The organism is Microbacterium sp. MF43 (genome assembly GCF_012847295.1).
In the GTDB taxonomy this organism is placed as follows: domain Bacteria; phylum Actinomycetota; class Actinomycetes; order Actinomycetales; family Microbacteriaceae; genus Microbacterium.
In genome coordinates, this window is record NZ_JABBDY010000004.1 from 120530 (window position 1) to 146494 (window position 25965).

At 69.7% G+C, this 25965-nt stretch carries 22 protein-coding genes; 10 read left to right on the forward strand and 12 right to left on the reverse strand.

What is annotated here, in order from left to right; translation table 11 throughout:
* Positions 1-133 precede the first annotated feature (133 nt).
* The 6 genes from HF323_RS12600 to mnhG are packed head-to-tail and all read left to right on the forward strand — an operon-like array spanning position 134 to position 6434.
* Entirely contained in the window at positions 134-3055 is a 2922-nt protein-coding gene (locus tag HF323_RS12600) for a Na+/H+ antiporter subunit A (protein WP_169582957.1), read from the forward strand.
* A complete protein-coding gene (locus HF323_RS12605; protein WP_169582958.1) occupies positions 3052-3606 on the forward strand; it encodes a Na(+)/H(+) antiporter subunit C in 555 nt (184 codons plus the stop codon). The genes HF323_RS12600 and HF323_RS12605 overlap by 4 nt, the downstream gene beginning before the upstream one ends.
* Positions 3603-5195: a Na+/H+ antiporter subunit D gene (locus HF323_RS12610; RefSeq protein WP_169582959.1), complete on the forward strand. Its 1593-nt coding sequence runs from the start codon at positions 3603-3605 to the stop codon at positions 5193-5195. The genes HF323_RS12605 and HF323_RS12610 overlap by 4 nt, the downstream gene beginning before the upstream one ends.
* On the forward strand, positions 5192-5809 hold the full coding sequence (locus HF323_RS12615) for a Na+/H+ antiporter subunit E (protein ID WP_169582960.1): 618 nt from the start codon (positions 5192-5194) through the stop codon (positions 5807-5809). Before HF323_RS12610 ends, HF323_RS12615 begins: the two co-directional genes overlap by 4 nt.
* Positions 5806-6075, forward strand: coding sequence for a monovalent cation/H+ antiporter complex subunit F (locus HF323_RS12620; protein WP_169582961.1), 270 nt, complete (start codon positions 5806-5808; stop codon positions 6073-6075). Before HF323_RS12615 ends, HF323_RS12620 begins: the two co-directional genes overlap by 4 nt.
* Before the next feature lie 2 nt (positions 6076-6077).
* Positions 6078-6434: a monovalent cation/H(+) antiporter subunit G gene (mnhG, locus tag HF323_RS12625; RefSeq protein WP_169583294.1), complete on the forward strand. Its 357-nt coding sequence runs from the start codon at positions 6078-6080 to the stop codon at positions 6432-6434.
* Positions 6435-6454: 20 nt separating this feature from the next.
* Here mnhG and HF323_RS12630 read toward each other — a convergent pair whose 3' ends face one another.
* Positions 6455-9070, reverse strand: a complete 2616-nt coding sequence (locus tag HF323_RS12630) for a penicillin acylase family protein (protein WP_169582962.1) — start codon at positions 9068-9070, stop codon at positions 6455-6457.
* Positions 9071-9248: 178 nt separating this feature from the next.
* A complete protein-coding gene (gene argG / locus HF323_RS12635) occupies positions 9249-10691 on the reverse strand; it encodes an argininosuccinate synthase (RefSeq protein ID WP_169582963.1) in 1443 nt (480 codons plus the stop codon).
* 89 nt (positions 10692-10780) lie between these two features.
* On the opposite strand from argG, the gene HF323_RS15300 reads away from it, so the two are divergent.
* On the forward strand, positions 10781-12346 hold the full coding sequence (locus HF323_RS15300) for a DUF1254 domain-containing protein (RefSeq protein ID WP_211160577.1): 1566 nt from the start codon (positions 10781-10783) through the stop codon (positions 12344-12346).
* A 9-nt stretch (positions 12347-12355) separates the two neighbouring features.
* Here the strand turns inward: HF323_RS15300 and HF323_RS12645 are convergent, their stop codons facing one another.
* The gene (locus HF323_RS12645; RefSeq protein ID WP_223169402.1) at positions 12356-13120 is read right to left on the reverse strand and encodes a Pr6Pr family membrane protein; all 765 of its coding nucleotides are present in this window, start codon (positions 13118-13120) and stop codon (positions 12356-12358) included.
* A gap of 78 nt (positions 13121-13198) precedes the next feature.
* Here HF323_RS12645 and HF323_RS12650 point away from each other — a divergent pair, with 78 nt between their 5' ends.
* The gene (locus HF323_RS12650) at positions 13199-14485 is read left to right on the forward strand and encodes an adenylosuccinate synthase (protein WP_169582964.1); all 1287 of its coding nucleotides are present in this window, start codon (positions 13199-13201) and stop codon (positions 14483-14485) included.
* Between the two features lie 7 nt (positions 14486-14492).
* Positions 14493-15698, forward strand: a complete 1206-nt coding sequence (locus HF323_RS12655) for a beta-propeller fold lactonase family protein (RefSeq protein ID WP_169582965.1) — start codon at positions 14493-14495, stop codon at positions 15696-15698.
* Between the two features lie 9 nt (positions 15699-15707).
* Here the strand turns inward: HF323_RS12655 and HF323_RS12660 are convergent, their stop codons facing one another.
* Positions 15708-17579: an alkyl sulfatase dimerization domain-containing protein gene (locus HF323_RS12660; protein WP_169582966.1), complete on the reverse strand. Its 1872-nt coding sequence runs from the start codon at positions 17577-17579 to the stop codon at positions 15708-15710.
* An 83-nt stretch (positions 17580-17662) separates the two neighbouring features.
* The gene (locus HF323_RS12665; protein WP_169582967.1) at positions 17663-18871 is read right to left on the reverse strand and encodes an AI-2E family transporter; all 1209 of its coding nucleotides are present in this window, start codon (positions 18869-18871) and stop codon (positions 17663-17665) included.
* A gap of 130 nt (positions 18872-19001) precedes the next feature.
* Between HF323_RS12665 and HF323_RS12670 the strand changes: the two genes are divergently transcribed.
* A complete protein-coding gene (locus HF323_RS12670; protein ID WP_169582968.1) occupies positions 19002-19295 on the forward strand; it encodes a chorismate mutase in 294 nt (97 codons plus the stop codon).
* Between the two features lie 24 nt (positions 19296-19319).
* On the opposite strand, the gene HF323_RS12675 is transcribed toward HF323_RS12670, so the two are convergent.
* The 7 genes from HF323_RS12675 to HF323_RS12705 all read right to left on the reverse strand — a co-directional run bounded on the left by HF323_RS12675 (position 19320) and on the right by HF323_RS12705 (position 25957).
* On the reverse strand, positions 19320-20114 hold the full coding sequence (locus HF323_RS12675; RefSeq protein WP_317451076.1) for a ribonuclease activity regulator RraA: 795 nt from the start codon (positions 20112-20114) through the stop codon (positions 19320-19322).
* Positions 20111-22045, reverse strand: coding sequence for a hypothetical protein (locus HF323_RS12680; RefSeq protein WP_188241714.1), 1935 nt, complete (start codon positions 22043-22045; stop codon positions 20111-20113). Before HF323_RS12680 ends, HF323_RS12675 begins: the two co-directional genes overlap by 4 nt.
* A gap of 67 nt (positions 22046-22112) precedes the next feature.
* Positions 22113-22760, reverse strand: a complete 648-nt coding sequence (locus HF323_RS12685) for a GntR family transcriptional regulator (protein ID WP_169582969.1) — start codon at positions 22758-22760, stop codon at positions 22113-22115.
* A gap of 161 nt (positions 22761-22921) precedes the next feature.
* Positions 22922-23617 carry a hypothetical protein gene (locus tag HF323_RS12690; RefSeq protein ID WP_169582970.1) on the reverse strand — a complete coding sequence of 232 codons (696 nt, stop codon included), beginning with the start codon at positions 23615-23617 and terminating at the stop codon, positions 22922-22924.
* The gene (locus tag HF323_RS12695) at positions 23614-24528 is read right to left on the reverse strand and encodes an ABC transporter ATP-binding protein (RefSeq protein ID WP_169582971.1); all 915 of its coding nucleotides are present in this window, start codon (positions 24526-24528) and stop codon (positions 23614-23616) included. Before HF323_RS12695 ends, HF323_RS12690 begins: the two co-directional genes overlap by 4 nt.
* Entirely contained in the window at positions 24525-24917 is a 393-nt protein-coding gene (locus tag HF323_RS12700; protein WP_169582972.1) for a GntR family transcriptional regulator, read from the reverse strand. Before HF323_RS12700 ends, HF323_RS12695 begins: the two co-directional genes overlap by 4 nt.
* Before the next feature lie 95 nt (positions 24918-25012).
* On the reverse strand, positions 25013-25957 hold the full coding sequence (locus tag HF323_RS12705) for a hypothetical protein (RefSeq protein WP_169582973.1): 945 nt from the start codon (positions 25955-25957) through the stop codon (positions 25013-25015).
* Between the last annotated feature and the right edge of the window lie 8 nt (positions 25958-25965).

Sequence of the window (25965 nt, forward strand, 5' to 3'; positions counted from 1 at the left end):
CCCGGCCGCGGCATCCGATCCCGTCTCGCCCCGCGGACCGGGCGGCGGAGCCCGCCGGTAGACTGAACGCGACACCCTGATCGCCCGTGCCGCGCGCGTGAGCCCCCGGCCGACGACCAAGAGGAGGCCGCCCATGCTCCTCCTCCTCGGCGCGTTCGCCGTCGTTCCGCTGATTCTTCCGTGGCTGGTGCGCCGGATCGGGGCCAGGGCGTTCTACATCGCCGCGGTGCTCCCCATCGTCGCGTTCGTCCACGCGCTCGTGCTCACGCCCGCTGTGCTGGCCGGCGCCGATCCGTTCGAGTCGTACGACTGGATCCCCGCCCTCGGGATCGAGCTGTCGATGCGGATGAACACGCTGTCGTGGCTCATGACGCTCATCGTGACGGGCGTCGGGGCACTCGTGATGCTCTACTGCCGCTGGTACTTCCGCGGCAAGAGCGAGGGCCTGGGTCAGTTCTCGGCGGTGCTCCTCGCGTTCGCCGGAGCGATGTACGGCCTCGTGCTGACCGACGATCTCGTCGTGCTCGTGATGTTCTGGGAGATCACGAGTGTGCTGTCGTACCTGCTCATCGGGTACTACAACAGGCGCGCCGCGAGCCGGCGTGCGGCGCTGCAGGCGCTCCTCGTCACGACGCTCGGGGGCCTCGTCATGCTCATCGGCGTCGTGCTGATGGTCGTCGACGCCGGCACCTCGAGCATCTCGGCGATCCTCTCCGAAGCGCCGACGGGTCCGGTCGTCGATGCGGCGCTCGTGCTGCTCCTCGTCGGCGCACTGAGCAAGTCGGCGATCTTCCCGTTCCACTTCTGGCTGCCGGGCGCGATGGCCGCTCCCACCCCGGTGAGCGCGTACCTGCACGCCGCGGCGATGGTGAAAGCCGGCATCTACCTCATCGCCCTGCTCGCCCCGGTGCTCGCCGCGGCACCGACGTGGCGACCGATCGTCATCTCGCTCGGGGTCTTCACCATGCTGCTCGCCGGCTACCAGGCGCTGCGTGAGACCGACCTCAAGCGCATCCTCGCCTTCGGCACGGTGAGCCAGCTCGGGCTCCTCTCGGTGGTCCTCGGCTACGGCACACGCGACGCCGCGCTCGCCGGTCTGGCTCTGCTCCTCAGTCACGCACTGTTCAAGTCCGCGCTGTTCCTGGTGGTCGGCGTCATCGACCGCCAGCTCTCCACGCGTGACATCGCCGAGCTGAGCGGCGTCGGCCGCCAGGCGCCCGTCATGGCGACGTTCTCGTTCATCGCGGTCGCCTCGATGATCGGCATCATCCCGACCATCGGGTTCGTGGCGAAGGAGACCGCCCTCACGGCTCTCCTCGACGAGGCGCTCGGCGGCCAGCCCTGGGGCATCGTCGCGTTCGCCGGAGTCGTCCTCGGCTCGGTCCTCACGACCGCCTACGGCATCCGGTTCCTGTGGGGCGCCTTCTGGACGAAGAAGGACGCCGACCGCCGGCCGCTCCCCACGACGGAGTGGCCCGACCCTCCCATCGGATTCCTCGGCGCGCCCGTGCTGCTGTCGGGACTGACGGTGGTCGCCGGGTTCGCCGCACCCGCCCTCGACATCGCGTTCGCCGGCTACGCCGACGAGGCGCCGGCCGGGGCATCCGAATCCCCCGCCCATCTGGTGCTGTGGCACGGATTCGAGCCGGCGCTGTGGATCTCTCTCACGACGATCGCCGTCGGCGCCGTGGTGTTCTGGTTCACCGCGCGCGCGGGGTGGTCCCGGCGCGTACTTCCTTTCACCGCCGCCGACGTCTACAACGCCGTACTCCGCGGGGTGGCACGGCTGTCGGTGGTCACCACCAGCTTCACCCAGCGAGGATCGCTTCCCGTCTACGTCGGCACGATCTTCGTCGTGTTCGTCGCCGCCGAGGGGACGGCGCTGTTCGCGAGCCCCCAATGGCGCGCACAGCTGGAGACCTTCCACACGCCCGTCCAGCTGCTGGTCGCTCCGATCATGATCATCGCGGGACTCATCGCCGTGCGCGCGCGCAAGCGATACACCGGCGTCGTGCTGGTCTCGGCGACCGGGCTCGGCATGGTCCTGCTCTTCGCGACGAGCGGGGCCCCCGACCTCGCCCTCACGCAGATCCTCGTCGAGACCGTGACGCTCGTGGCGTTCGCCCTCGTGCTGCGGCGCATCCCGTCGCGCCTCGGCGAGCACAACGCCTCGGTCTGGCCGGTCGCGCGAGCCGTGCTCGGAGCCGCGGTCGGAGCCACCATGGCGGCCGTCGCTCTCGTCGCCACGGCGGCGCGCAGCACTACGCCCGTCTCCGAGCAGTTCCCCGATCTCGCGTACTACCAGGGTCACGGCAAGAACGTCGTGAACGTCGCCCTCGTCGACCTGCGCGGATGGGACACGATGGGCGAGCTGTCGGTGCTGATCCTCGCGGCGACGGGTGTGGCATCCCTCGTCTTCGTCACTCACCGCGCCGACACCCTGTCGCGCTTCATCGCGCCGCTCCCCGCCGCCGCCGCCCGCACCCGCCGGCCACTGGTCGAGACGGCCGAGGGCGTCAAGCCGCGCGGCGAGCACGGCGGCCGCATGGCCTGGCTCGTCGGCGGCCAGCGCGTGCGCCCCGAGAACCGCTCGATCATGCTCGAGGTGATCGTGCGGATCCTCTTCCACTCGATCATCATCGTGTCGCTGTACCTGCTGTTCGCCGGCCACAACCTGCCCGGCGGCGGATTCGCGGGCGGACTCGTCGCGGGCATGGCGCTCGTGATGCGCTACGTCGCAGGCGGACGCTACGAGCTCGGCGCCGCCGCCCCCACCGATGCCGGGCGGCTGCTCGGGGTGGGCATGTCGATCGCTGTCGCGTGCGCGATCGTGCCGCTGTTCTTCGGCGCGCCCCCGCTGACGAGCACGTGGTTCGAAGCGGAGCTGCCCGTCCTGGGTCACGTCGAGTTCGTGACCTCGACGCTGTTCGACGTCGGGGTGTACCTCGTCGTGATCGGCCTCGTGCTCGACGTCCTGCGCAGCCTCGGCGCCGAGGTCGACCGTCAGGCGCAAGAGGCTCGCGAGAGCCAGCGCGAGGGGGTGAGCGCGCGATGACCGTGTCGACCGTGCTCATCGTCGTCATGGCGGTGCTCTTCGCCTGCGGCGTCTACGCGATGCTCGAGCGCAGCCTGACCCGCGTGCTCATCGGATTCCTGCTCCTCGGAAACGCCGCCAATCTGCTGCTGCTCATCGTCATGGGCGAGCCGGGCGTGGCCCCGTTCTTCGGCGCGGCGGCGTCATCCGACGAGATGTCCGACCCGCTGCCCCAGGCCCTCACCCTCACGGCGATCGTCATCACGTTCGCCGTCTCGGCGTTCCTGCTCGCCCTCATCTACCGCTCGTGGCAGCTCGGTCAGGCCGACACCTTCGAGGATGACGAGGCCGACCGCGCGGTTCGCGAGCGCACCGCGGATGTCGACGAGACGATGGACGAGGAGATCGAGATCGAGGACGAGGACGACGACGCGACGACGGACTTCGTCGGCCTCGACACCTCGCCGATCACCGTGCTTCGCAGCACCGACGTCGCCGGATTGCGGGACGACGCTCCTGTCGACGCTCCCGCCTCGCGGCCCCGCAAGGACACCGGCGGTGACGACCGATGATCGAGTTCGCCCCGGCCCTCGTCCCGCTGCTGGTGACGCTTCCGCTCCTCGGCGCGGCGATCGCCCTGATCTCCGGACGGCACCGCCGCACGCAGGTGGTCGTCTCCGTCGTGACCCTCACGATCGTGTCGGTCATCGCCGCCGTGCTGCTGTTCGTGGTCGACACCTCCGACCAGGCGATCGCCGTATCGGTGGGGGGCTGGCCGATCCCCTTCGGCATCGTGCTCTACGTCGACCGGCTCGCCGCGCTCCTGGTGGTCGTCTCGGCCATCGTGCTGCTCGCGGTTCTCCTGTTCTCGGTCGGGCAGGGTGCCGCCGACGGCGACGACGAGACGCCGGTCTCGATCTTCCACCCGTCGTACCTGATCCTCGCGGCGGGAATCTTCAACGCCTTCATCGCGGGCGACCTGTTCAACCTCTACGTCGGCTTCGAGATCCTGCTCGTGGCGTCGTACGTGCTGATCACGCTCGGCTCGACGGAGTCGCGCATCCGCGCCGGCGTCGTCTACATCGTGGTCTCGCTGGTGTCGTCGATCCTGTTCCTGGCATCGATCGCGATGATCTACGGCGCGCTCGGCACGGTGAACATGGTGCAGATCTCGGAGCGCATGGGCGATCTGCCCCAGGAGACGCAGCTCGTGCTGCACCTGATGCTGCTGCTCGCGTTCAGCATCAAGGCCGCGGTCTTCCCGCTGTCGTTCTGGCTGCCCGACTCCTATCCGACGGCCCCCGCCCCCGTCACGGCGGTGTTCGCGGGTCTGCTGACGAAGGTCGGCGTCTACGCGATCATCCGCACCGAGACCGAGCTCTTCCTGCAGAACGACGTCAACTTCCTGTTGATGGTCGTGGCGCTCGCGACGATGATCGTCGGCGTGCTCGGCGCGGTGGCGCAGGCCGAACTCAAGCGCATCCTGTCCTTCACGCTCGTCAGCCACATCGGGTACATGATCTTCGGGCTGGCGATCGCGACACCGGCGGCCATCGGCGCGACCATCTACTACATGGTCCACCACATCGTGGTGCAGACGACGCTGTTCCTCGCCGTCGGACTCGTCGAGCGCCGCGCAGGCAGCACCTCGATCCTGCGCGTGAAGGGCCTCATGCGCGCGGCACCGGTCATCGCGGTGCTCTACTTCATCCCGGCGGTGAACCTCGGCGGCCTGCCCCCGTTCTCGGGCTTCATCGGGAAGTTCGCGCTGTTCGACGCGGCAGCCGAGGTCGGAACGCCGATCATGATGGTGCTGATCGTGGGCGGCATCCTCACCAGCCTGCTCACCCTCTATGCCCTCATGCGCGCGTGGAACCTGGCGTTCTGGCGTGAGGAGGACGACTCGGCGGAGACCGAGGCGCGCATCTCCTACCTCGGGGCATCGCCGGGAGGCGTCGACACCGCCCGTCGCGTCATCCCGAAGATCATGACGGCGTCGACGGCCGGCATGGTGGCGGTGACCGTCGCGCTGACGATCTTCGCCGGCCCCCTGTACGCGGTGTGCGAGCGGATCGGGGCGGCGCTGCTCGAGCCCGTCTCGCTCGTCCAGCTCGAGCAGGAGCTCGGCGCCGACAGCGAAGACCTGAAGGAGCTGCCGTGACCGATCCCGTCGACGCTCCTCCCGGCGCAGCTCCCAAGCGGACGCTCGCCCGGCAGCTGTGGCGCCAGCTGCCGTTCACGGTCTGGCTGGTCGCGCTGTGGATGCTCCTGTGGGGGCAGTTCACGTGGACCGCCTTCCTGGTCGGACTCGTCGCCGCCGTCATCGTCACGCGCGTGTTCCGGCTGCCGCCGGTCGAACTGTCCGGTCGTGTGAACGCGTGGTTCGGCGCGATCTTCGTGCTCGAGTTCCTCATCGCGCTCGTCCGCGGATCGCTGACCGTCGCCGCCCAGGTGCTCGATTTCCGGCGCCAGCCGGGCACGGCGGTGATCGCGGTCCCGCTCGTCACCGACGACGACCTCATCATGACCCACACGGCGGTGACGGCATCCCTCATCCCCGGCTCGCTGATCGTCGACACCGATCGCGACCGCCGCATCCTCTACCTCCACGTCATCGGCGTGCGGTCGGCGGCGCAGGTCGAGGCGCAGCGCGCGAGCGTTCGCCATTGGGAGCGACGCATCGTCATGGCCGTCGGGTCGCGCGCGCAGGTCGAAGCGGTGAAGGCGGATGCCTCGACCGACCGCGCACAGCCGATCAGAGGAGGCGCGGCATGAACTGGCTCCTCCTCGCCGTCTACGTGGTGTTCGCGGTCGCGGCGGTGCTGACCCTGTGGCGGATCGTGATCGGACCCTCCATCCTCGACCGCGCCGTGGCGTCCGATGTGCTCCTCACCGAGGTGATGTGCATCCTCGGGGCCGAGATGGCGATCAACCACCACACCCGGTCCCTCCCGGTGCTGCTGATCATCGCGGCGGTCGGAGTGTTCGGCTCCATCTCGATCGCCCGCTTCGTGGCGAGAAGGGACAACGAGCAGCAATGACCCTGGACGACTGGCTCGATCTGACCGCGCTCCTGCTGATCCTGGCCGGCGCGATCCTGTGCCTCACGGCCGCGATCGGCGTGCTGCGGTTCCGTGACGTCGCGACGCGGCTGCACGCTGCGACCAAGCCGCAGGTGCTGGGGCTGATCCTCATCTGCCTCGCGGTCGCGCTCTCGCTGCGGTCGTGGCCGGTCGTCGCCTTCCTGGTGCCGATCGTCCTGATGCAGCTGGCGACGGCGCCGCTGTCTGCTCACATGGTCGGCCGGCAGGCGTACCGCAACGGCACGATCGACGAAGCGGGACTCCTCGTCGACGAGCTGGCGGATTCCCACCGCACTCCGCCCGCCGCCGGCGGCTGACTCCCGTGGGGGAGCCGGCGCTACGGCGTGGGGGTGAGGGTGAGGGTGTCGACCGTGGACTCGCTGACCGCGGCGGGTGAATATGCCCAGGGCGTGAGTTCGACGTTCTGCCACGCATCCGTCTGGTCGATGTAGTTCGCGTGGAACGCGTGGCCGCTCGCGCCGGTCAGGTGATTCCAACCGGAGTCGTCGAAGTCGGCGAGGTCGACGACCATGCGCATCGACGGAACGGTGACGGTCGAGAAGCCCTCGCCCATGACCCACCCGGTCGCGTTGACAACCGAGGACCCGCCGCCGGCCGGCACCGGACCGCGGTTGAAGAGCCACTCGATGGGCGCGATGCCCGATGACCCGAAGGTGTCGCTGCGCAGCGAGAGCGCGTGCAGCGATCCCCAGTTCCACTTCGACGGGTTCTCGCCCTGCAGGGCCACGAGACGCTCGTACGCGTCGACGGCCGAGCGGCGCAGCATCTCTTCCTGGCCCGACACGTCGATCGCCTCGTTCGTCCACCACGGCGACGCGGGCTCGCGCAGCAGCTCGTCCACGACCAGGAACAGGCGGGCCTGGTCCGAGAGCGGAACCGGGTTCTCGCGGCCGGTCACGAACAGGTTGCCGGCCAGTTCGTCCCAGAGCACGTTCGCGTAGGCGGCGGCGGGCGAGTCCGCGTCGTTCTGGGCGTCCCACGTGCGCAGCAGATCGAGCGCGGCATCCGTTCCCTCGTCGCCCGTCTCGACCTCGGCGTAGGCGCCCGACAGGCGCATGCCGAGGAAGAACGCGTTGTCGGACTGGATGTCGAGCATGTCCTGCGCGGTCAGCGGATTGTTGGCGGACTTGCGCTCGATGAGGTCGACGATGCGTGCGGCGCGCCAACCGTAATCCCAGTCGCGCGTGAGGAAGTGCGGGTAGTCCTCCCCGACGATCGCGTTGTTGGCCGTGACGATGTAGCCCTCGTCGGGGTTGTAGACCACCGGCAGCTCCTCGAACGGGATGAATCCCTGCCAGTCGTACGCGGAGTCCCATCCGGGCTGAGGCATGGAGCCGTCGCCGGCGCCGCGGATCGGCAGCGTGCCCGGCGTCTGGTAGCCGATGTTGCCGTCGACGTCGGCATACACGAGGTTCTGCGCGGGCACGGCGAACTGCTGCGCGGCGGCTCGGAAGTCGTCGAAGTCCTTCGCGAGGTTGAGGGTGAAGATCGCCGTCGCCGTGGTCGCCGGCGTGAGCGCCGTCCACTGCAGGCTCACGGCGTAATCGCCCTCGGGCGCGTCGGCAGGCTGCTCCACGCCGCCGCCGCTGCCGGTCCACGGGTCGTCGGCGATCGCGGTGTGGTCGTCGGTCAGGCCGGAGATGATCGGGCCGTGGACGGTGGACCGGATCTCGAGCTCGACGTCGTCGCCGCCCGCGACCTCGATGGTCTCGGTGCGCACGTCCAGCGGCACGAGCTCACCGTCGCGCCAATAGCTGTCGCCCTCGACCTTCTCGAGGTAGAGGTCGGTCACGTCGGTGGTCAGGTTGGTGAACCCCCACGCGACGCGGTCGTTGTGGCCGATGATGACTCCGGGGACGCCGGAGAAGCCGAAGCCGGCCACGTCGAACGCGCACGCCTCCGAGACGACGCGGCACTTGAGCTGGACCTGGTGCCACACGCTCGGCAGCGAGGCTCCGAGGTGCGGGTCGTTCGCGAGAAGGGGGAGGCCGCTGTCGGTCAGATCACCCGAGACGACCCACGAGTTCGAACCGATGCCCTCGCCGACGCCGCCCACGAGCGCGCTCACCGCCTCCACGACCCCGTCGACCTCGGACCATTCGATCGACGCCGTAGCGGCGGCCGCCTTCTGCTCCACCGCGGTATCGGCAGCCGTGCCGACCGCGGGAACGCTCGAGATCGACGGCACGATCACCGGATTGCGGTCGAAGGGGTAGGTCGGGTACAGCTCGCGCATCTGCTCGGGTGTGAAGTCCGCCGCGATCACCGCACGCTCGGTCTCCTCCTCGATGTTCGAGCGGAGGTCCCAGGCCATGGCCTTCAGCCATGCGACCGAGTCTGCGGGCCTCCACGGCTCGATCTCGTAGTCCGAGTTCTGCAGGCCGAGCACGGCGTATTCGAGCGAGACGTCCGCCCCGTCGTGATCGGCGAGGTAGGCGTTCACACCCTCGGCATAGGCCTCGTAGTAGGCGAGCGTCTCGTCGTCGAGGGCGGCGACCTCCTGCTCGGCGATCTCGCGCCATCCCAGCGTGCGCAGGAACCGATCGGTCGCCAGCTGCGATTCGCCGAAGATCTCCGAGACGCGGCCGCTCGTGACGTGGCGTCGGAAGTCCATCTCCCAGAAGCGGTCCTGCGCATGCACGTACCCCTGCGCGAAGAAGAGGTCGGAGGGGGTCGCCGCGGTGATGGTCGGGATGCCCAGCGCATCGCGCTGAACGCTGACCTCATCGCTCAGCCCGCTGAGCGCGACTTCTCCCTCGACCTGGGGGAACGAGCGCTGGATCGTGAAGGCGAGGAATCCGGTCGCGACGAGCGCGAGCGCGACGACGCCGGCGACGACGCTGAAGAGGGTGATGCCGATGCGGCGGCCGATCGAGCGGCGCGGCGGGGCTTCCTCGGCGGTCTCGAGCGGCGCGGTGGCGGTCTTCAGCATCGAAGCTCTTTCGGTTCGGCGAGGGGCCGGAACGCAGTGTCATGCGCGACGATCCCCGGTTTCGCGCGTTCGGGTCGCGCGCACCGTCTCGAATCGTAACCCGGCCCAGGTCGGGAGCCGAATCACCGTGCCGTCGAACCGCGCGGCCCGCCGCCGCCGATCAACCGATGCGGCGTGCTCAGTCGGAACCGAAGTCGAACGCGGCGCCTTCCGAGGCCTCGTCGAGCGCCTCCGCCAGCTCGTCCTGCGCGGCGTCGCGCGCCTGCGCGTGCTCGGTGATCTCTTCCGCGTCGCCGGCCTTGAGGCTGCCCACGAGCTCGCCCGCGGCGCCGCCGATGATTCCCTTGGCGGCGTAGTGCTCGAGCCGCAGACGCGAGTCGGCGATGTCGAGGTTGCGCATCGTGAGCTGGCCGATCCGGTCGGTCGGTCCGAAAGCCGCATCGCCGACGCGCTCCATCGACAGCTTCTCGGGGTGGTACGACAGGCCGGGCCCGGTGGTGTCGAGGATCGTGTAGTCCTCGCCGCGCCGCAGGCGCAGCGTGACCGAGCCGGTGATGGTCGAGCCCACCCACTTCTGGATCGACTCGCGCAGCATGAGCGACTGCGGCTCGAGCCAGCGGCCCTCGTACATGAGACGCCCGAGACGGCGGCCCTGCTCGTGGTAGGTCGCGAGCGTGTCTTCGTTGAGGATGCCGTTGACCAGGCGCTCGTACGCGGTGAACAGCAGCGCCATGCCCGGCGCCTCGTAGATGCCGCGTGACTTCGCCTCGATGATGCGGTTCTCGATCTGGTCGCTCATGCCGAGGCCGTGGCGCCCGCCGATGCGGTTCGCCTCGAAGACCAGCGCCACGGGGTCGGTGTACTCGACGCCGTTGAGCGCGACGGGGCGACCCGCCTCGAACGTCACGGTGACGTCTTCGGTCTCTATCTCGACCGCGGGGTCCCAGAAGCGCACGCCCATGATCGGCTCGACCGTCTCAAGCGATACGTCGAGGTGCTCGAGGGTCTTCGCCTCGTGCGTGGCGCCCCAGATGTTCGCGTCGGTCGAGTACGCCTTCTCGACCGAGTCGCGGTAGGGGAAGCCGTGCTCGACGAGCCATTCGCTCATCTCCTTGCGGCCGCCCAGCTGAGTGACGAAGTCGGCGTCGAGCCACGGCTTGTAGATGCGCAGGGCCGGGTTGGCCAGCAGGCCGTAGCGGTAGAAGCGCTCGATGTCGTTGCCCTTGTAGGTCGAGCCGTCGCCCCAGATGTCGACGCCGTCCTCCTTCATGGCGCGCACGAGCAGCGTGCCGGTGACGGCGCGGCCGATCGGCGTGGTGTTGAAGTAGGTGCGTCCCCCCGAGCGGATGTGGAACGCGCCGCACGCGAGAGCGCCGAAGCCCTCCTCCACGAGAGCGGGCTTGCAGTCGACCAGACGCGAGATCTCGGCGCCGTACTGCAGTGCGCGGTCGGGGATGGACGCGATGTCGTCTTCGTCGGGCTGGCCGAGGTCTCCGGTGTAGGTGCACGGCACTGCGCCCTTGTCGCGCATCCAGGCCACGGCCACCGACGTGTCCAGTCCTCCGGAGAAGGCGATGCCGACGCGCTCGCCGACGGGCAGGGACTGAAGGACCTTCGACATGCGTTCAGTCTATTTCAGCGCCGTATACCCGAAATCCGGTGTGACGTGGCGGAATGGCGCAAGCGCGACCCGTGGTACAGAGTTGTCACATGAGCATCCATGTGAATGCCGACAACTTCGTGCGCGCGGAGACGGACCGCATGTTCGCGGACATCCAGCGCGACGCGGGCGGCGTGAACACGTTCCGGCACAATCGCGAGCCGGCGCCCATCGAGGGGCAGACAGTGATCCGCCTCAACCGCGACACGCTCTACAGCTTCGCGATCGTCGACCTCTCCGAGGGTGCCACGCTGGTGATTCCCGACGCGGACGGCCGCTACCTCTCGGTCATGGTGCTGGACCAGCGGCATTACGTCCGCGCCGTGCTGCACGACGCCGGCTCGTATGAACTGCGCGACCTGGCCCCCGACGCCGACTACGTCCTCGTGGCCGCGCGCACGCTCGTCGATCCGCAGGATCCCTCCGATCTCGCCGTGGTCGCCCGCCTGCAGGACGCGATCCAGCTCGAGGCACGCTCAGCGCGCCCGTTCGAGATGCCCGACTACGACGTCGCATCGCTGGACGCGACGCGCAGCGCGCTGCTGTCGCTGGCGGCAGGGCTGCGCGGGTTCGACCGCATGTTCGGGGGCGAGCACGACGTGGATCCGGTGCGGCACCTCATCGGTGCGGCCGCCGGCTGGGGCGGCCTGCCGATCACCGAGGCCTCGTATGTGGGCGTCGCGCCGCAGCAGCCGGTGGGCTTCTACGACCTCACCATGCGCGACGTGCCGGTCGATGCCTTCTGGTCGGTGTCCGTCTACAACGCGCAGGGCTACTTCGAGCCGAACGCCGAGAACCGGTACACCGTGAACAGCGTGACCGGGGTGCCCGATGAGGACGGGGCCATCACCGTGCGCTTCACGCCGCCGGGAGAAGCGACGGCACCTAACAGCATCCCGCTCCCCGAGGGCTGGAACTACCTCGTGCGCCTCTACCGCCCGCGGCCGGAGTTCCTCGAGGGCTCGTGGCACGTGCCCGACCTCATTCGGCGCGCGGATCTTCGGGCGACGAACCACACCTCCGAGTCGGAAGAAGAGCGGACGGATGCCTCGCCCCTCGTCGCCGCGGAAGCGGCGGCTGAGCCGGATGCCGAGGCGGGCGAGTCCGGCGCTGGACACGAGGTGGAGCGCGAGCCCAAGGCCGCCGAGGACGAGGCCGAGCACGAGGACGAGGCAGAGCACGAGAACGAGGCCGAGCACGAGGACGAGGCCGAGCACGAGAACGAGGCCGAGCACGAGAACGAGGCCGAGCACGACGACGAGGCCACCGGGCCCGGGCACCATGCCGAGGCCGAGCACGATGCCGAGCGCGAGCCCGCCGAGGAGGCCGGGTCCGATGACGCGGGGTCCGATGGCGCGGGGTCCGCGGAGGCCTCCGACGCCGGCACGGAGTCGTCCGACGCCCCGGCGCCGTGGGTGCAGACCCCCGCCGAGGAGCTGACCGAAACCCATGCGGACGACGACTCGCCGTCGTGGGGGCGGAGCGAGGAGGACACGGCCGCCGACGCCGCCGTGTCCGACGAGGCCGAGGACGAGGCATCCGATCTCGACGACGACACCGAGCGGGTCGAGCGGCGACGCAACAGCGACGGAGACGATCTCAGCCGGCTCCCGTAGAAGCCGACCTCACTCCATCGCTGATTCGCGGGCCTCGTCCCACTCCTCTTCGAGGTGGTCGCCGGTGCGGTGGTCGAGCTCGCGCTCGGCGCCGACGCGGCGCCCCCACCACACGACGAGCGTCGCGACGACGAGGAACGCCGCCGAGATCACCACGATCCAGAACGCGACCTCCGTCCATCCGCCGGGGTTGTTCGGGTTGAGGAACGGGTAGGGGTACCAGAACGGATCGCGCGAGACCGGGTTCGTCACCAGCGGTCCGCGCAGCAGCGTGTACAGCACCCACAGGATGGGGAACGCGATGATGCCCCACACGGCGCGCCACGGCAGCGCCCGCCGCCGCGGGCCGACGAAGAGATCGACCAGCAGGAAGAGCGGGCCGATCAGGTGCAGCAGCTCGTTGGACCACGGGATCGGGGCGCTGCCCTGCGGCAGCTCGATGCTGCGGAGCAGCCAGTTGTAGACCACGCCGGTGATGATCATGTACGTCGTCACGCAGGCGAGCGCCATCGCCAGCGCGGGTGGTTCCACGTGTGCACCGCGTCCGCGCGTGAAGTGCCAGAGCCCCGCCCACGCCAGCACGACCGCCGCCAGGCTGTTGGACAGGATCGTGAAGAAGCTGAAGAAGTTGGCGACCGTGGTCGCGACATCCCGACCCAGCTCGGCGGCCGTCCCCACCGAGGCCGACAGCTGCGCGACGATCGCCGCGATGATCAGCGCCGCCATGACGAGACGCATCGCCGACCAGGCCCCCGCCCACGTACGGTTACGCATACCGCACACACTAGCGAGGGGCGTGCGGATCGGATCGATAGGATGGGGTGTAACCGTCCGATAACGGGGGAGTAGCCCATGCCAGGCATCGTGATCGTCGGAGTCCAGTGGGGAGACGAGGGCAAGGGCAAGGCCACCGATCTCCTGGGCGACCGCACCGACTGGGTCGTCAAGTTCAACGGCGGCAACAACGCCGGGCACACCGTCGTCATCGGCAACGAGAAGTACGCCCTGCACCTGCTCCCGTCGGGGATCCTGTCGCCGGGGGTGAACGCCGTGATCGGCAACGGCGTCGTCATCGACCTCGAGGTGCTCTTCGCCGAACTCGAGGCGCTCAACGCGCGCGGCCTCGACACGTCGCGTCTCCGCGTCAGCGCGAATGCGCACATCATCACGCAGTACCACCGCACCCTCGACAAGGTCACCGAGCGCTTCCTCGGCAAGCGTCAGATCGGCACGACCGGTCGCGGCATCGGGCCGGCCTACGCCGACAAGATCAACCGCGTCGGCATCCGCGTCCAGGACCTCTTCGACGAGAACATCCTGCGTCAGAAGGTCGAGGGTGCCCTCGACCAGAAGAACCACCTTCTCGTGAAGATCTTCAACCGCCGGGCGATCACCGCCGACGAGATCGTCGAAGACCTGCTCTCGTATGCCGAGCGCCTGCGCCCCATGGTCGCCGACACCGGGCTGCTTCTGAACGACGCGCTCGACGCCGGCGATGTCGTGGTGTTCGAGGGGGGCCAGGCGACGATGCTCGACGTCGACCACGGCACGTACCCCTTCGTGACCTCGTCGTCGGCGACCGCCGGAGGCGCCGCGACCGGATCGGGGGTGGGGCCGAACCGGCTCGACCGCATCGTCGGAATCGTCAAGGCCTACACGACTCGCGTCGGCTCGGGACCGTTCCCGACCGAGCTCTTCGACGACAACGGCGACTACCTTCGCTCGCGGGGCTTCGAGTTCGGCACGACCACCGGGCGCCCGCGCCGCGTCGGATGGTACGACGCTCCCATCACGCGGTACGCGACGCGCATCAACGGCATCACCGACCTCGTGCTCACCAAGCTCGACATCCTCACCGGCCTCGAGCAGATCCCCGTGTGCGTCGCCTACGAGGTCGACGGCGAGCGGTTCGACGAGGTGCCGGTCAACCAGTCCGACTTCCACCACGCCAAGCCGATCCTCGAGTACTACCCCGGGTGGAAGCAGGACATCTCGACGGCGCGCTCGTTCGACGACCTCCCGGTCGAGGCGCAGGAGTACGTGCTCGCCCTCGAGGCGATGAGCGGCACGCGGATCTCGGTGATCGGCGTGGGGCCCGCGCGCGACGCCGTGATCGTGCGCCACGACCTCATCGACTGACGCGCCGATGAGGTTCCTGCTGGGCGGGTACACCGCCGATATGGACGGGTCCGCCAGCGGAATCGGGATGCTGCGCGCCGGCGCTGTCGACGACGCATCGGCCGGTGGGCCGCTGGCGTACACGGGCTCGGTCACCCCCGCCGATTCGCCGTCGTGGCTGACATCGCACCCGACGCTCGACGTCATATACGCCACCCTCGAGAAGCGCGGTGCGGTGCAGGCGTTCCGCCGCACGGGCGAGGCGTCCTTCGCCCCGCTCGGCGACCCGGTCGACGCCGGCGACGCGACCTGCCACGTCGCCGTCGCTCCGGACGGCGCATCCCTCGTCGCCGCGTGCTGGGCCGACGGAAACGTCGTGCGCATGAGCCTCGACGGCAGCGGACGGCCGCACAGCCCGGTGATCGCCCCCGCGGCGACCGATCCCCACCACAACACGTCCGAGCGGTCCGACCGCATCGGTGCCGACGCCGGCTTCGGCGCCGGGCTCGATCTCGCGGCCGCGGCACGCGCGCTGCGAGAAGCGGCGGGAGACGAGTACGCGCACCTCGTGCCCGACCACGGCGCCCACGACGCCGAGGGGGCTGGTGCCGAGGGGGCTGGTGCCGAGGCATCCGCTCGCCCATCCCGTGCGCACCAGGTGACCTTCCTATCCGGGGGCGTGATCGCGACCACCGACCTCGGCCTCGACCTGGTGCGGTTCTGGCGGGCGGGGCCGACCGGGCTCCGCGCGGTGCAGCACGTCGCGCTGCCCGAGGGCAGCGGACCGCGGCACCTGCTCGCGCACCCGAGCGGCCACCTCTATGTCGTGACCGAGCTGTCGTGCGAGGTCTTCGTTCTCGCGGCCGCGGCCGACGGCTCGTGGCGCCTCGTCGGGGGGACCCCGCTCGGTGCCGCCACGCTTCCAGGCGACGCAGCCGCCGAGCTGGCCTCCTCGCGCGACGGCGAGTTCCTCTATGCGGGCGTGCGCGGCAGCAACACGATCGCGACGCTGCGGGTCCGCGGTGCGGGTGAGAGCCTCGCGCCCGTCGCCCTCGCCGATGCGGGTGTCGACTGGCCGCGCCACCACCTCGTGGTGCGCGACACGCTGCTCGTCGCGGGGCAGAAGTCCGAGGACGTGGTGTCGCTCACCCTCGATCTGCGCACCGGCGTCCCGGGCCGGGTGCGACACCGCGCGGACGCGCCCTCGCCCACGTGCGTGCTGCCGGTACGCTGAGCCCCCGACTCAGGGGACGACGATCTCGAAGTCCGGATCACCCGGCTGCAGCACGCCCAGCAGGGTCGTGAGCACGCCGAAGTCTCCCTCGATCTCCATGCCCTCCTGCGACGCGTCGCCCGCCGCGAACGCGAGCAGTCGCGACTTGGTGAGCTTCACGCTCAGCTGGGCGCCGGGCGCGGGATCCTTCTCGATGTAGACGAGCACGCCGTTTCTGAGGGTCACCCGGAAGCTGCGGCCGAGATCGGTGAACGTGACGTCGGTGGCGAGGTCGAGATCCCACGCCGCGGGACCGTTGACCTGGATCGCGAGCGCGTCGAAGAGCTGCTCCGGGCTGAGCTCCGCGAGGATCGACGGGGCGTTGGGCTGCGTGGGCGTCCCGAAGCTCCCCTCGCGCAGCTCGGTGGCCCCCGACAGGAAGAAGTTGCGCCACGTGCCGTTCTCGATGCCGTAGCCCAGCTGCTCGAGCGTGTCGGCGTAGAGCGTTCGCGCCGGCTGATGCGAGGCATCCGCGAACACCGCGTGGTCGAGCAGGGTGGCCGCCCAGCGGAGGTCGCCCTCGTCGTACGCCCGCTGCGCGAGCTCGACGACTCGTCCGATCCCGCCCATCGCCTCGACGTAGCGCTCCGCCTGCGCGGCGGGCGGGTGGGGCCACAGGCGGGCCGGGTTCCCGTCGAACCAGCCCATGTAGCGCTGATAGATCGCCTTGACGTTGTGGCTGACCGACCCGTAGTACCCGCGCGCGTGCCACGCGTTCTCGAGCGCCGGCGGCAGGACGAACTCCTCGGCGATCTCGGCGCCCGTGAGCCCGCGGTTGAGCAGGCGCAGGGTCTGGTCGTGAAGGTAGGCGTAGAGATCCCGCTGCAGCGACAGGAACTCCCGCAGCTCGGCGCCGCCCCAAGTCGGCCAGTGGTGCGACGCGAACACCACCTCGGTGCGATCGCCGAACGTGTCGATCGCCTCGGTCAGGTACTGCGACCACACGTGCGGGTCCCGCACCAGCGCGCCGCGCAGGGTGAGCAGGTTGTGCAGCGTGTGCGTGGCGTTCTCAGCCATGCACAGCGCGCGGAAGCGCGGGAAGTAGAAGTGCATCTCGGACGGCGCCTCGGTGCCCGGCGCCAGCTGGAACTCGATCTCGACGCCGTCGATGACGTGCGTCTCACCCGTCTCCTGCACGGATAGGGTGGGCACGATGAGCCCGGGGCTGCCGATCGACGTCGTCTGCCCGAGCCCCGCGCCGACCTGGCCGCGCGGCCCCCGCGCGAGCGCCGCTCCGTACATGTACCCGGCCCGTCGGCCCATCGCGGTGCCGGCGTAGACGTTCTCGGCGATCGCGTGCTCGAGGAAGCCGTCCGGTGCGATGACCGGCACGCGGCCCGCATCCACCTCCTGCTGCGTGGTCACCCCGAAGACCCCGCCGAAGTGATCGATGTGACTGTGGCTGTAGATCACCGCCGTGACGGGGCGCTCGCCGCGGTGAGTGCGGTACAGCGTGAGCGCCGCCGCGCAGGCCTCGGTCGTGATGAGCGGATCGATCACGATGACGCCGGTGTCACCCTCGACGAAGGTCACGTTCGACAGGTCGAAGCCGCGCACCTGGTAGATGCCCTCGACGACCTCGTAGAGACCGTGCTTGACGGCGAGCTGCGACTGGCGCCACAGGCTGGGGTGGACGGATGCCGGAGCCTCCCCCTCGAGGAACGCGTACGTGGTGGCATCCCACACGACAGCGCCGTCTGCGGCGCGGATGATCAGGGGCTCCACCGTGCCGAGGAAGCCCCGGTCGGCATCGTCGAAGTCCGCGCGGTCGGAGAACGGCAGCGACTTCCGTGCGGCGTCGTTGGCCGCGACGACGGCGGGGTGAGGTTCCTGCGAGGTCATGCGAGATCCTTCTTTCCGCAACGGTGCCGGTGCGGGGAGTCAGGATCATCCGACCGCCTGCGGGCACGACCGGCGAGGGAGCGTCAGAGCTTGGCGTCCTGCCGTGGGATGAACACCTGCTTGATGATGAGCAGGATCGACGCGGTGATCGGAATCGCCACGAGTGCGCCGAGCAGGCCGAGGAGGGTGCCACCGACCAGCGCGCCGATGACGACCAGGGCGCCGGGCACCGACACGGCGCGGTTCATGACCTTGGGGGTGAGGACGTACGCCTCGAGCTGCATGTAGATCAGGTAGATGATCGCGAAGATCAGCGCGGGCACCCACCCGGTGAAGAGCGCGAGGACCGTCGCCGTGATCCAGTACAGCACTGATCCCACGAGCGGGATCAGCGTGATGCAGAACGCGAGCACACCCATCAGGGCCGGGAACGGAAGACCGAGGAACAGGTGCAGCAGGAAGGCGACGATCGAGTTGCAGAAGGCCAGGATGACCATGCCCATCAGGTAACCGCCGATGGAGCTCGTGATCTGCTCGGTGAGGTCGGCGGCCTTCGCCCGGTTGCGCGCGGGCGCGAAGCGGTTGAGCGACACCTTCATCGACGGCAGCGACGCCAGGAAGTAGAGGCTCAGGACGAGAACGATGATCAGCCCCGAGATCGTGGTCGCGATGGTCACGCCGAACTGGAAGACGCCGCCGGTGATGGAGGCGATGTTCGACGGATTGGTGAGAAACGCCTCGATCTGCTTGATGATGTCGCCGACCTGGGCGCCGAAGGTGCTGGAGAGCCAGCTGTAGAAGTCGGACTTCTGGAAGTCCGCGATCGTGGTGGGGAGGTCGGTGAAGAAGGCCGTGATCTGCCGGACCAGAGCAGGGACGACGAGGAGGAGCACGCCGGCGAAGACGAGCGCGAACGCCGTGTACACCGTCACGATGCCCCACGCGCGCGGCACCTTGTGCCGTTCGAGCCAGGTCACGACGGGGTCGAGGCCGAGAGCGACGAAGAGCGCGAACACGACGTAGATGATGATCGTGGAGAGGTTCCAGAAGGCGAGCCCCAGGAGCACCGCCACGAGGCCGCCGAGGGTGAGCAGCAGGCCGAGCCCGAACGGGTGGTTCAGGTTGGCCCAGAACGTCTTCGAGGCGGGAGCTTCGCCCGAGAACACCGCGACCCCGTCGGGAACCGCGTCACCCAGCTCGTGAGCGGCGTTCGTGCCGGCCGTCGGCGTGACGGCGAGGGGCGTGAGGGTCTCGGCGTCGCTCGCGCCCGGCGAGGTGGCAGCGTCGGTCATGCGTCACACTTTAGGACCGCGGCCTGTCGCCGGCGAAGACACGCTCGATATTTCACCCCGCGCGGGCGATAGGCGGCGGCGCCGTGACCGGTCGAGCGCTCGGGTATCGTCGGAGGCCGAGGAGGTTGCCATGACCGAGGACCCGACGACGACGCTGAAGCGGCTGCGCAACAGCATCGACAACATCGACGCCTCCCTCGTCTATCTCCTCGCCGAGCGGTTCAAGGCAACGAAGCAGGTCGGCCATCTCAAGGCGGAGCACGGAATGCCGGCATCCGACCCCGCTCGCGAGGAGCAGCAGGTCGCCCGGCTGCGCCGGCTCGCCGAGGAGGCCGAGCTCGACCCGGCCTTCGCCGAGAAGTGGTTCAACTTCGTGGTCGCCGAGGTGATCCGCCACCACACCGAGGCAGCCGACAGCCGCTGAACCGCGGCGTCGACCGCGTCGACGTCACACGAGCGGGATGCGCCCGCCGTCGCGCCACGCCTCGTACTCCGCCCTGCTGTCGGGAGTGAGCGGGTAGTACTCGGACAGACGTGCGCCCTGCTCGAGGCGCATGCGACTGAAGTCCTCCCAGTTCTCATGGTCCTCGGCCGAACGCACCAGCTCCTCGGCCCTGCTGCCGGGCACGATCACCGCCCCGTCGTCGTCGGCGACGACCACATCGCCGGGAAGGCACAGCACGCCGCCCGCCGCGATCGGCACGTCGTACGCCCAGGGGAAGAGGTCGGTCTGCGAGGCGTAGTGCGGGGTGACGCCCGTGCACCAGATCGGCACCCCGAGCTCGCGCACGCGCGCCACATCGCGGATGCGGCCGTCGACGACGATGCCGGCACCCCCGCGACGCTTGAAGTAGCGCACGAGCATGTCGCCGAAGCATCCCGTGAAGGCGCTGCCGTAGGCCTGCACGACGAGAACGTCGCCCTCCTGGACCGTCTCGAGCACCTCCCACAGCGCCGTGTGGCGCTCGATGTACTCCTGGCTCACGCCGCTCGCGACGTCTTCGCGCTGCGGCATGAACTGGAGCGTGAGTGCCGAGCCGACGACACGGCTGCCTCGCTCGAGCGGCAGCGGGCCCTGCACTGCCGTGCGGGTGATGCCCATGCCGTTCAGCTTGGCGCACGCCGTGGCGGCGCTGACGATCTCCATCCGCCGGACGATGTCGGCGTCGGCGCGCTCGAACGGCTCGCCGCGCACCGGCAGCGGGTACACGGATGACAGGGGGGTCGGGTGGGTGATGCTCACGGTTTCTCCTCATCGGATCGGTTGAAGTGCTGGTGCCGGGCGGCGCGGACGCGGCGCGTGATGTCGAGGTCGAGGCGGATCCGCGTGCGCGCGGGAAGCTCGACGGTGAGCCGCGCGTCACCCACGTCCTCTCGCCGGCTGACGACGCTCGCGTCGGGGATCGCGTAGCGGTGCGGGTCGCCGGGGTAGCCCGGCGACCCGGCGTCGTAGGCGACCGTGTCGAAGCGGTCCTCGCCGAAAGCACCGGCGACGAGGGTCACCACGCGCGTCCGGGCGCCGAGGTTCATGAGCTCGACGGTGAGTCGCGAGGATTCGATGCCGCTGACCAGCGCCGCGACGTCCTCGGGGAGCCCGGGGCGCCCGCGAACGGCATCGCCGACGATGACGCGGGCATGCGTGAGTCCGCCGTAGTACAGCGCCGGCGGAGCGCCGAACACGAGTTGCGTCAGCACCTCGGTCACCACGGGGTTCAGCCGCTGCCAGAAGTGGATGTCGCCGTCGTCCGGCTCGGCCGGGGCCTCTTCGATGAGCGCGATCCGCCGCAGCACCTGCGCGATCGCGAGCCGCAGCGCGCGCTCGGGGTAATCCGGATTGCGGCCGGCGAGATACTCGCTCCACGGGGCCTCGTGTCCTTGTTCCTCCTTGTCGTGGAACCAGTGGACCGCGGTCCAGTCCACCGTCGAGGAGGCGCGGATCCGGTCGAGCCGCTCCTGGTCGGCAGGCGCCTGCGAGATCCACGCCAGCCAGAGGAGGGGCTGAAGGGGAACGGGGTGGAAGTCGAACCACCCGCCCGGGCCGTGGCGGTAGGGCACGAGCAATTCGCGCGTGCGCTCGTCGGCGTGCAGCCGGTCGGCCCACCCGGGACCGAGGCTGCCGCGCCGGCCGATGTCGTCGAGGACCTGGCCGTGGGCCAGCACGGCGTCGAAGAGCCCGCGGACCAGGTCGAGGCGTTCGAGGTCGCCCGTGAGGAGCGCGGCGTTCTGGGCCGCGACGGTGGCGGCGGGTCCGATCGTGTAGAGGCCGTGGGGCCAGGTCCACCCGTAGTGGCCGCCGTACCACGCCCCGTCGTGCAGCTCCCCGACCGTGCCGCCGGGACCGACATTGTCGGGCAGGAGTCCGTCGTTGCGTGCGGCCCGCTCGCGCCACGCGTCGATGTACTCCAGCACCCACTCCGAGAAGCGGGCGTCGTTGTCGTACAGCCACGCGTTCGTCGCCAGGGTCGTCGCGGCGAGATTGACCGCGGTGTCGCCTCGGCCCATCCGCTCCTGCATGGCCCGTCCCATGCGCGAAGCCGCACCATCCGCCCGCAGGTCGTCCCAGGAGTCGACCCCGTCCACGTCATGTAGCGGCAGGCCGTAGATGCGCATGCCGTCCTGGTCGGCGCCGTAGCTCTCCCAATCCTCGCCGACGCCCCATCGCGGCCCGCGCGAACCGGTATGCGGAGCGACGATGGTGCGCGTGGCGGCGTCGTAGTTCCCCGTGGGCGAATCAGGGAGGTAGAAGCCCGCGAACCTGCGCGCACGGTCGCGGAAGGCCCCGTCCGAGGGGTCCGCGGCGCAGATCCCGAGGAAGAGCGGCAGTGATTCCCCCTGGTGGAACCAGTCGTAGCCGACCTCGTACTCGTCGTGCACGAATCCGTACTCGGTCAGCTGCCGAGTCACGCCCTCCCAATGATGCTTCGCCGCCTCGAGCAGGTCGTCAGAGCCACCGAGGCGGTAGAGCGCGGGCCAGTTGAAGAACGCCTCGTAGAAGTCGTCCGCGCCGTCGCGCCCGTACATCCGGCCGCGGTAGCGCAGACGCCCGTCTGTCTCGCAGAACCGCTGGATGAAGAGGCGCCAGGCGGCATCTTGCAGCGTGAGCAGTTCACGTTGCAGTACCGCCCACTGCGGCACCTCGCGCAGTGGGGCCGACGCGTGGATTCGGCGCGTCATGGATCCCCCTTTAATCGTCTATCGATAGACGAGAAGAGCGTAGTCCGCGATCGGCCGGTGCACAACATCACCGCTCCTCGTCGATGTCGAGCGCGCCGGACGCGTGGGCCGAGAACGCGGCGGCCGCGGCATCCGGCCCCGTCCTCAACGCCTCGACGAGATCGGCGTGCCAGGCCACCACCTGCGACCGATCCCCCGAGAACGCCGGGTCGCCGATCGCACGCTGGCTGACGAGCGTGGGCTCGAGCGTCTGCCAGAGGCGCACGAGTACCGTGCGCTGGGTCATGCTGACGACCGCCCGATGGAACTCCAGATCGAGGGCGCGGAACGTCGCCCAGTCCTCGGCGTCGACAGCCGCCCGCATCCGTCCCACGACCCCTTCGAGGGTGGCGAACTCGGCGTCGCCGGCCTCCTCTGCCGCTATGCGCGCGGCCTCCGATTCGATCGAGGCGCGCATCGTGCGCGAGATCTCCGTTTCGCGGAGCGAGATCTCGGTCACATAGCTTCCCCGCCGGGGAAGAGACTCCACCAGCCCGGCGTGGACGAGCCGCTTCACCGCCTCGCGCACGGGCGCCTGGCTGATGCCGAGCTGCCGCGCGATCTCGGACTCCACCACACGCGAGCCGGGCGCGCGCGTGCCGTCGAGGATCGACGCGAGGATCAGCTCGTATACCTGATCCGAGAGCAGGCTCCGGCTGATCGTCCCGGGTTCCATGGGCGCCTCCGCTCCTGGTGTGTGCGCGCTCCCAGCCTAGCGACGATCCATGATCGCAAATCGATCCTGCTCCCGGGGCGCGCGGCCGATCTCTCGCCGGCGATCGGAAGACCCGCCCCTGGCGGGAGGGGCGGGTCTTCTTCCGGGCGAGCGGCAGGGGGTCAGGGAACCGCGCGCCGGAGCGTGAGGAACGCGACGGCAGCGAGGACCGCACCGAGGAGCAGTCCCCACAGCGACAGTCCGAGCGGCCCCTGCGCCGCGAACCACTCGAACACCTGCGCCCACGCGTTCAGCCGGCCGACGAGGTACATCCACAGGACGAGCAGCGCACCGAGCCCGACGAGCACCAGGGTCAGCACCAGTGACCCGGAGCGCTTGTAGATCGTGGCCGCCCAGAAGCCCGACACGAAGACGAGCATCGCCGAGGTGAACCAGAACACCAGTGCGACTCCGGCGCCCGACCCCCACACCCACGGCAGGGTGAAGAAGTAGCCGTTGAGGCCCCAGCCGCCGGTGGCGTCCTCGATGAGGCCCCCCACGACGTAGACGACGGCGAGCACGAGACTGGTCGTCGCGGCCGTCAGCAGCGTGCCCGAGAAGAAGTCGCGGCGCGTCACGCTCATCGCCTGCGAGAACGGGAAGCTGAGCGTCAGCGCCTGGACTCCGACGACACAGAAGTACCAGAGCGGTGCCTGCGCACCGCCACCGTACTTCGGGCCGGTCACGCCCGAGCTCTGGAGCATCGCGTAGACGGCCAGTGTCAGCAGGAACGCGCCGCCGAGCACCAGGAGCGGCACCCAGATGTACGTCTGGCGGTTGATCAATTGCATGCGGACGACGTTGACGGTCCGGTTCATCGGAGTGCTCCTTCGTCGATGGTGGTCGGCTCGGGCGCGGCACCGGCGTGCTGGGTCGTGCGCACGATGAGCTGCTGAAGCGAGACGGGAGCGACCTCGAGGCCCGCACCGACGAGGCGCTCGCGGTCGGTCGCCGACAGTGCGCCGAGCACCGTGACCGAGGAGACGCGGCCGAGGCTCTCGCGGTGGATCACCTCGCGGCCGGCGACGAACTGCTCGACGGCGGCAGAGTCTCCGACGATGTTCGCGGCGCGGTCGCGGACGGCATCCGTATCCTCGTCCATGATGATGCGGCCGCGGTCGATGACGAGCACGCGCTCGATGAGGTTGGAGACCTCGTCGATGAGATGGCTGGACAGGATGATCGTGCGCGGGTGCTCGGTGTAGTCGGCGAGCAGCCGGTCGTAGAAGATCTGCCGCGCCACCGCGTCGAGACCGAGGTACGGCTCGTCGAAGAAGGTGATCTCGGCGCGGGAGGCCAGGCCGATGATGACTCCGACGGCCGACAGCTGCCCGCGCGACAGCTTCTTGATGCGCCGGTTCATCGGCAGCTGGAAGTCCTCGATCAGCTGCTCGGCGAGCTCTTGGCTCCAGTTCGGGAAGAACAGGCGGGCCGTCTTGAGCGCGTGCGCGGGCTTGGCGTCGTCGGGATACTTCTGGCTCTCGCGGACGAAGCACATCCGACGCAGCACCTTGGCGTTCTCGTACGGATCCTGGCCGAACACCCGCACCTCGCCGCGCGTGGGAAAGTTCTGCGCGGTGAGGATCGACATGACGGTCGTCTTGCCGGCGCCGTTGCGACCGAGAAGGCCGTAGATGGTGTCCTTCTCGATCGTGAAGCTCACGTCGTCTACCGCGAGGGTCTCCCGGTAGCGCTTGGTGAGCCCGGTCACCTCGATCACGTGCGTCATCGGGCATCTCCTTGAGAGGTCGGCGCGACGGGTGCGAGCGCCCGGTCGCGGATGAGGGTGGACAGGTCCTCCGCGCCGAGGCCGAGCTTTCGCGCCTCGGTGAGCAGGGGATCGATGAAGCGGTCGGCGAACGCGGCGCGGCGCTCGGCGAGCAGCCGCTCCCGCGCGCCGGGCGCGACGAACATGCCGATGCCCCGCCGTTTGTAGAGCACGTCCTTGTCGACGAGCATGGCGACTCCTTTCGCCGCGGTGGCCGGGTTGATCCGGTAGAAGGCGGCGAGCTCGTTCGTGGACGGCGCCTGGCTCTCCTCGGCGAGACTCCCGTCGACGATGGAATCCTCCACGCTCTCGGCGATCTGGAGGAACAGCGCCCGGCCTTCTTCGATCACGTGCGACCCCTGGTCTGTCGGTTACTTACTTGACTAAGTAACCACAGAAGCACGCACGCCGCAACCCCGCTCCGCCGTCCCATGCCAGGGCGTGGTCAGGAGTGGGGCTTGGGGCGGACGACACGACCCGGAGCCGGATCCGTCGTCGGGCGTGCCGGCACCGGCCACGGCGCGCTCGGGGATGATCCGGCAGCGGGCGGGACCCCCGTGCCGGCGCCCCCCGCGGGCCGGGCGCCGGGCGCGGCCGGAGGAGTCGTCGAGATGCGGCGGGGCGGGGCATCCGTCGCCTGCGCACTCGTCGCACTGGCCGGAAGCTCGAGCGCGACCCTGGTCTCGAGCACCTCGATCGCCCCGTCCGAGAGTGAGATGAGGCCGTCGAGCTCTTCGCGCACGCGACGATACGCGAGCTGCCGCTCCGCGGGAGTGGCCGCCTGGTCGATCGCCACCGTGAGCAGCTGCTTCGCGGTCTCGAGGCGCTTGCGCTCCCCCTCGGTGAAGCTGGAGTCCTTGATGCGGCGGGCATCGCGCTCGGCGACGTCGAAGGCCACCTCGAAGTCGGCCACCGCGTTGCGGTACTCCGTCAGCTGGTCCCGCGTGAGCCGTGCCTTCGGCGACGCCGGGCGCAGACCGTCGGCGATGCGCTTGGCCCGCAGGAAGGCCGCCGTCAGCGGCTGCCTGCCGTCGCTCATCGCCGGGAACGCGATGATCTTCGCCACGTCGAGCTCGTACTCCAGCCAGCGCGCCGTGACGGCGTCGTGGGTCGCGAACAGGCGCTCGAGCTGGGTGGCCTGCGTCTCGCGAGCCGCGGGGGCGCCCATCGTCGTCGCCGTCGGGGCGGTGACGGGAGGGAGGGATGCCGCGGCCACCGTCTGCCCACGCGCGGCGGCCTTCAGCTCGGCCTTGGCATGCAGCACCTCGAGCCGGCGCCGGTGGCGGCGGCGGGCAGCGCGCTCCCAGGCGCTGCCGACGCCGCTCATCACACCGATGAACGGGAACGCGAGCCACCAGTAGTCGCGGAGGAAGTCGAGGATCGGCTCCACCCTGTCAT

Excerpts from the sequence above, each read along its gene's own strand:
- HF323_RS12600 (WP_169582957.1), top strand. The coding sequence starts at position 134 with ATGCTCCTCCTCCTCGGCGCGTTCGCCGTCGTTCCGCTGATTCTTCCG.
- HF323_RS12605 (WP_169582958.1), top strand. The coding sequence starts at position 3,052 with ATGACCGTGTCGACCGTGCTCATCGTCGTCATGGCGGTGCTCTTCGCC.
- HF323_RS12610 (WP_169582959.1), top strand. The coding sequence starts at position 3,603 with ATGATCGAGTTCGCCCCGGCCCTCGTCCCGCTGCTGGTGACGCTTCCG.
- HF323_RS12620 (WP_169582961.1), top strand. The coding sequence starts at position 5,806 with ATGAACTGGCTCCTCCTCGCCGTCTACGTGGTGTTCGCGGTCGCGGCG.
- HF323_RS12630 (WP_169582962.1), bottom strand. The coding sequence starts at position 9,070 with ATGCTGAAGACCGCCACCGCGCCGCTCGAGACCGCCGAGGAAGCCCCG.
- argG (WP_169582963.1), bottom strand. The coding sequence starts at position 10,691 with ATGTCGAAGGTCCTTCAGTCCCTGCCCGTCGGCGAGCGCGTCGGCATC.
- HF323_RS15300 (WP_211160577.1), top strand. The coding sequence starts at position 10,781 with ATGAGCATCCATGTGAATGCCGACAACTTCGTGCGCGCGGAGACGGAC.
- HF323_RS12645 (WP_223169402.1), bottom strand. The coding sequence starts at position 13,120 with ATGCGTAACCGTACGTGGGCGGGGGCCTGGTCGGCGATGCGTCTCGTC.
- HF323_RS12650 (WP_169582964.1), top strand. The coding sequence starts at position 13,199 with ATGCCAGGCATCGTGATCGTCGGAGTCCAGTGGGGAGACGAGGGCAAG.
- HF323_RS12655 (WP_169582965.1), top strand. The coding sequence starts at position 14,493 with ATGAGGTTCCTGCTGGGCGGGTACACCGCCGATATGGACGGGTCCGCC.
- HF323_RS12660 (WP_169582966.1), bottom strand. The coding sequence starts at position 17,579 with ATGACCTCGCAGGAACCTCACCCCGCCGTCGTCGCGGCCAACGACGCC.
- HF323_RS12665 (WP_169582967.1), bottom strand. The coding sequence starts at position 18,871 with ATGACCGACGCTGCCACCTCGCCGGGCGCGAGCGACGCCGAGACCCTC.
- HF323_RS12670 (WP_169582968.1), top strand. The coding sequence starts at position 19,002 with ATGACCGAGGACCCGACGACGACGCTGAAGCGGCTGCGCAACAGCATC.
- HF323_RS12680 (WP_188241714.1), bottom strand. The coding sequence starts at position 22,045 with ATGACGCGCCGAATCCACGCGTCGGCCCCACTGCGCGAGGTGCCGCAG.
- HF323_RS12685 (WP_169582969.1), bottom strand. The coding sequence starts at position 22,760 with ATGGAACCCGGGACGATCAGCCGGAGCCTGCTCTCGGATCAGGTATAC.
- HF323_RS12690 (WP_169582970.1), bottom strand. The coding sequence starts at position 23,617 with ATGAACCGGACCGTCAACGTCGTCCGCATGCAATTGATCAACCGCCAG.
- HF323_RS12695 (WP_169582971.1), bottom strand. The coding sequence starts at position 24,528 with ATGACGCACGTGATCGAGGTGACCGGGCTCACCAAGCGCTACCGGGAG.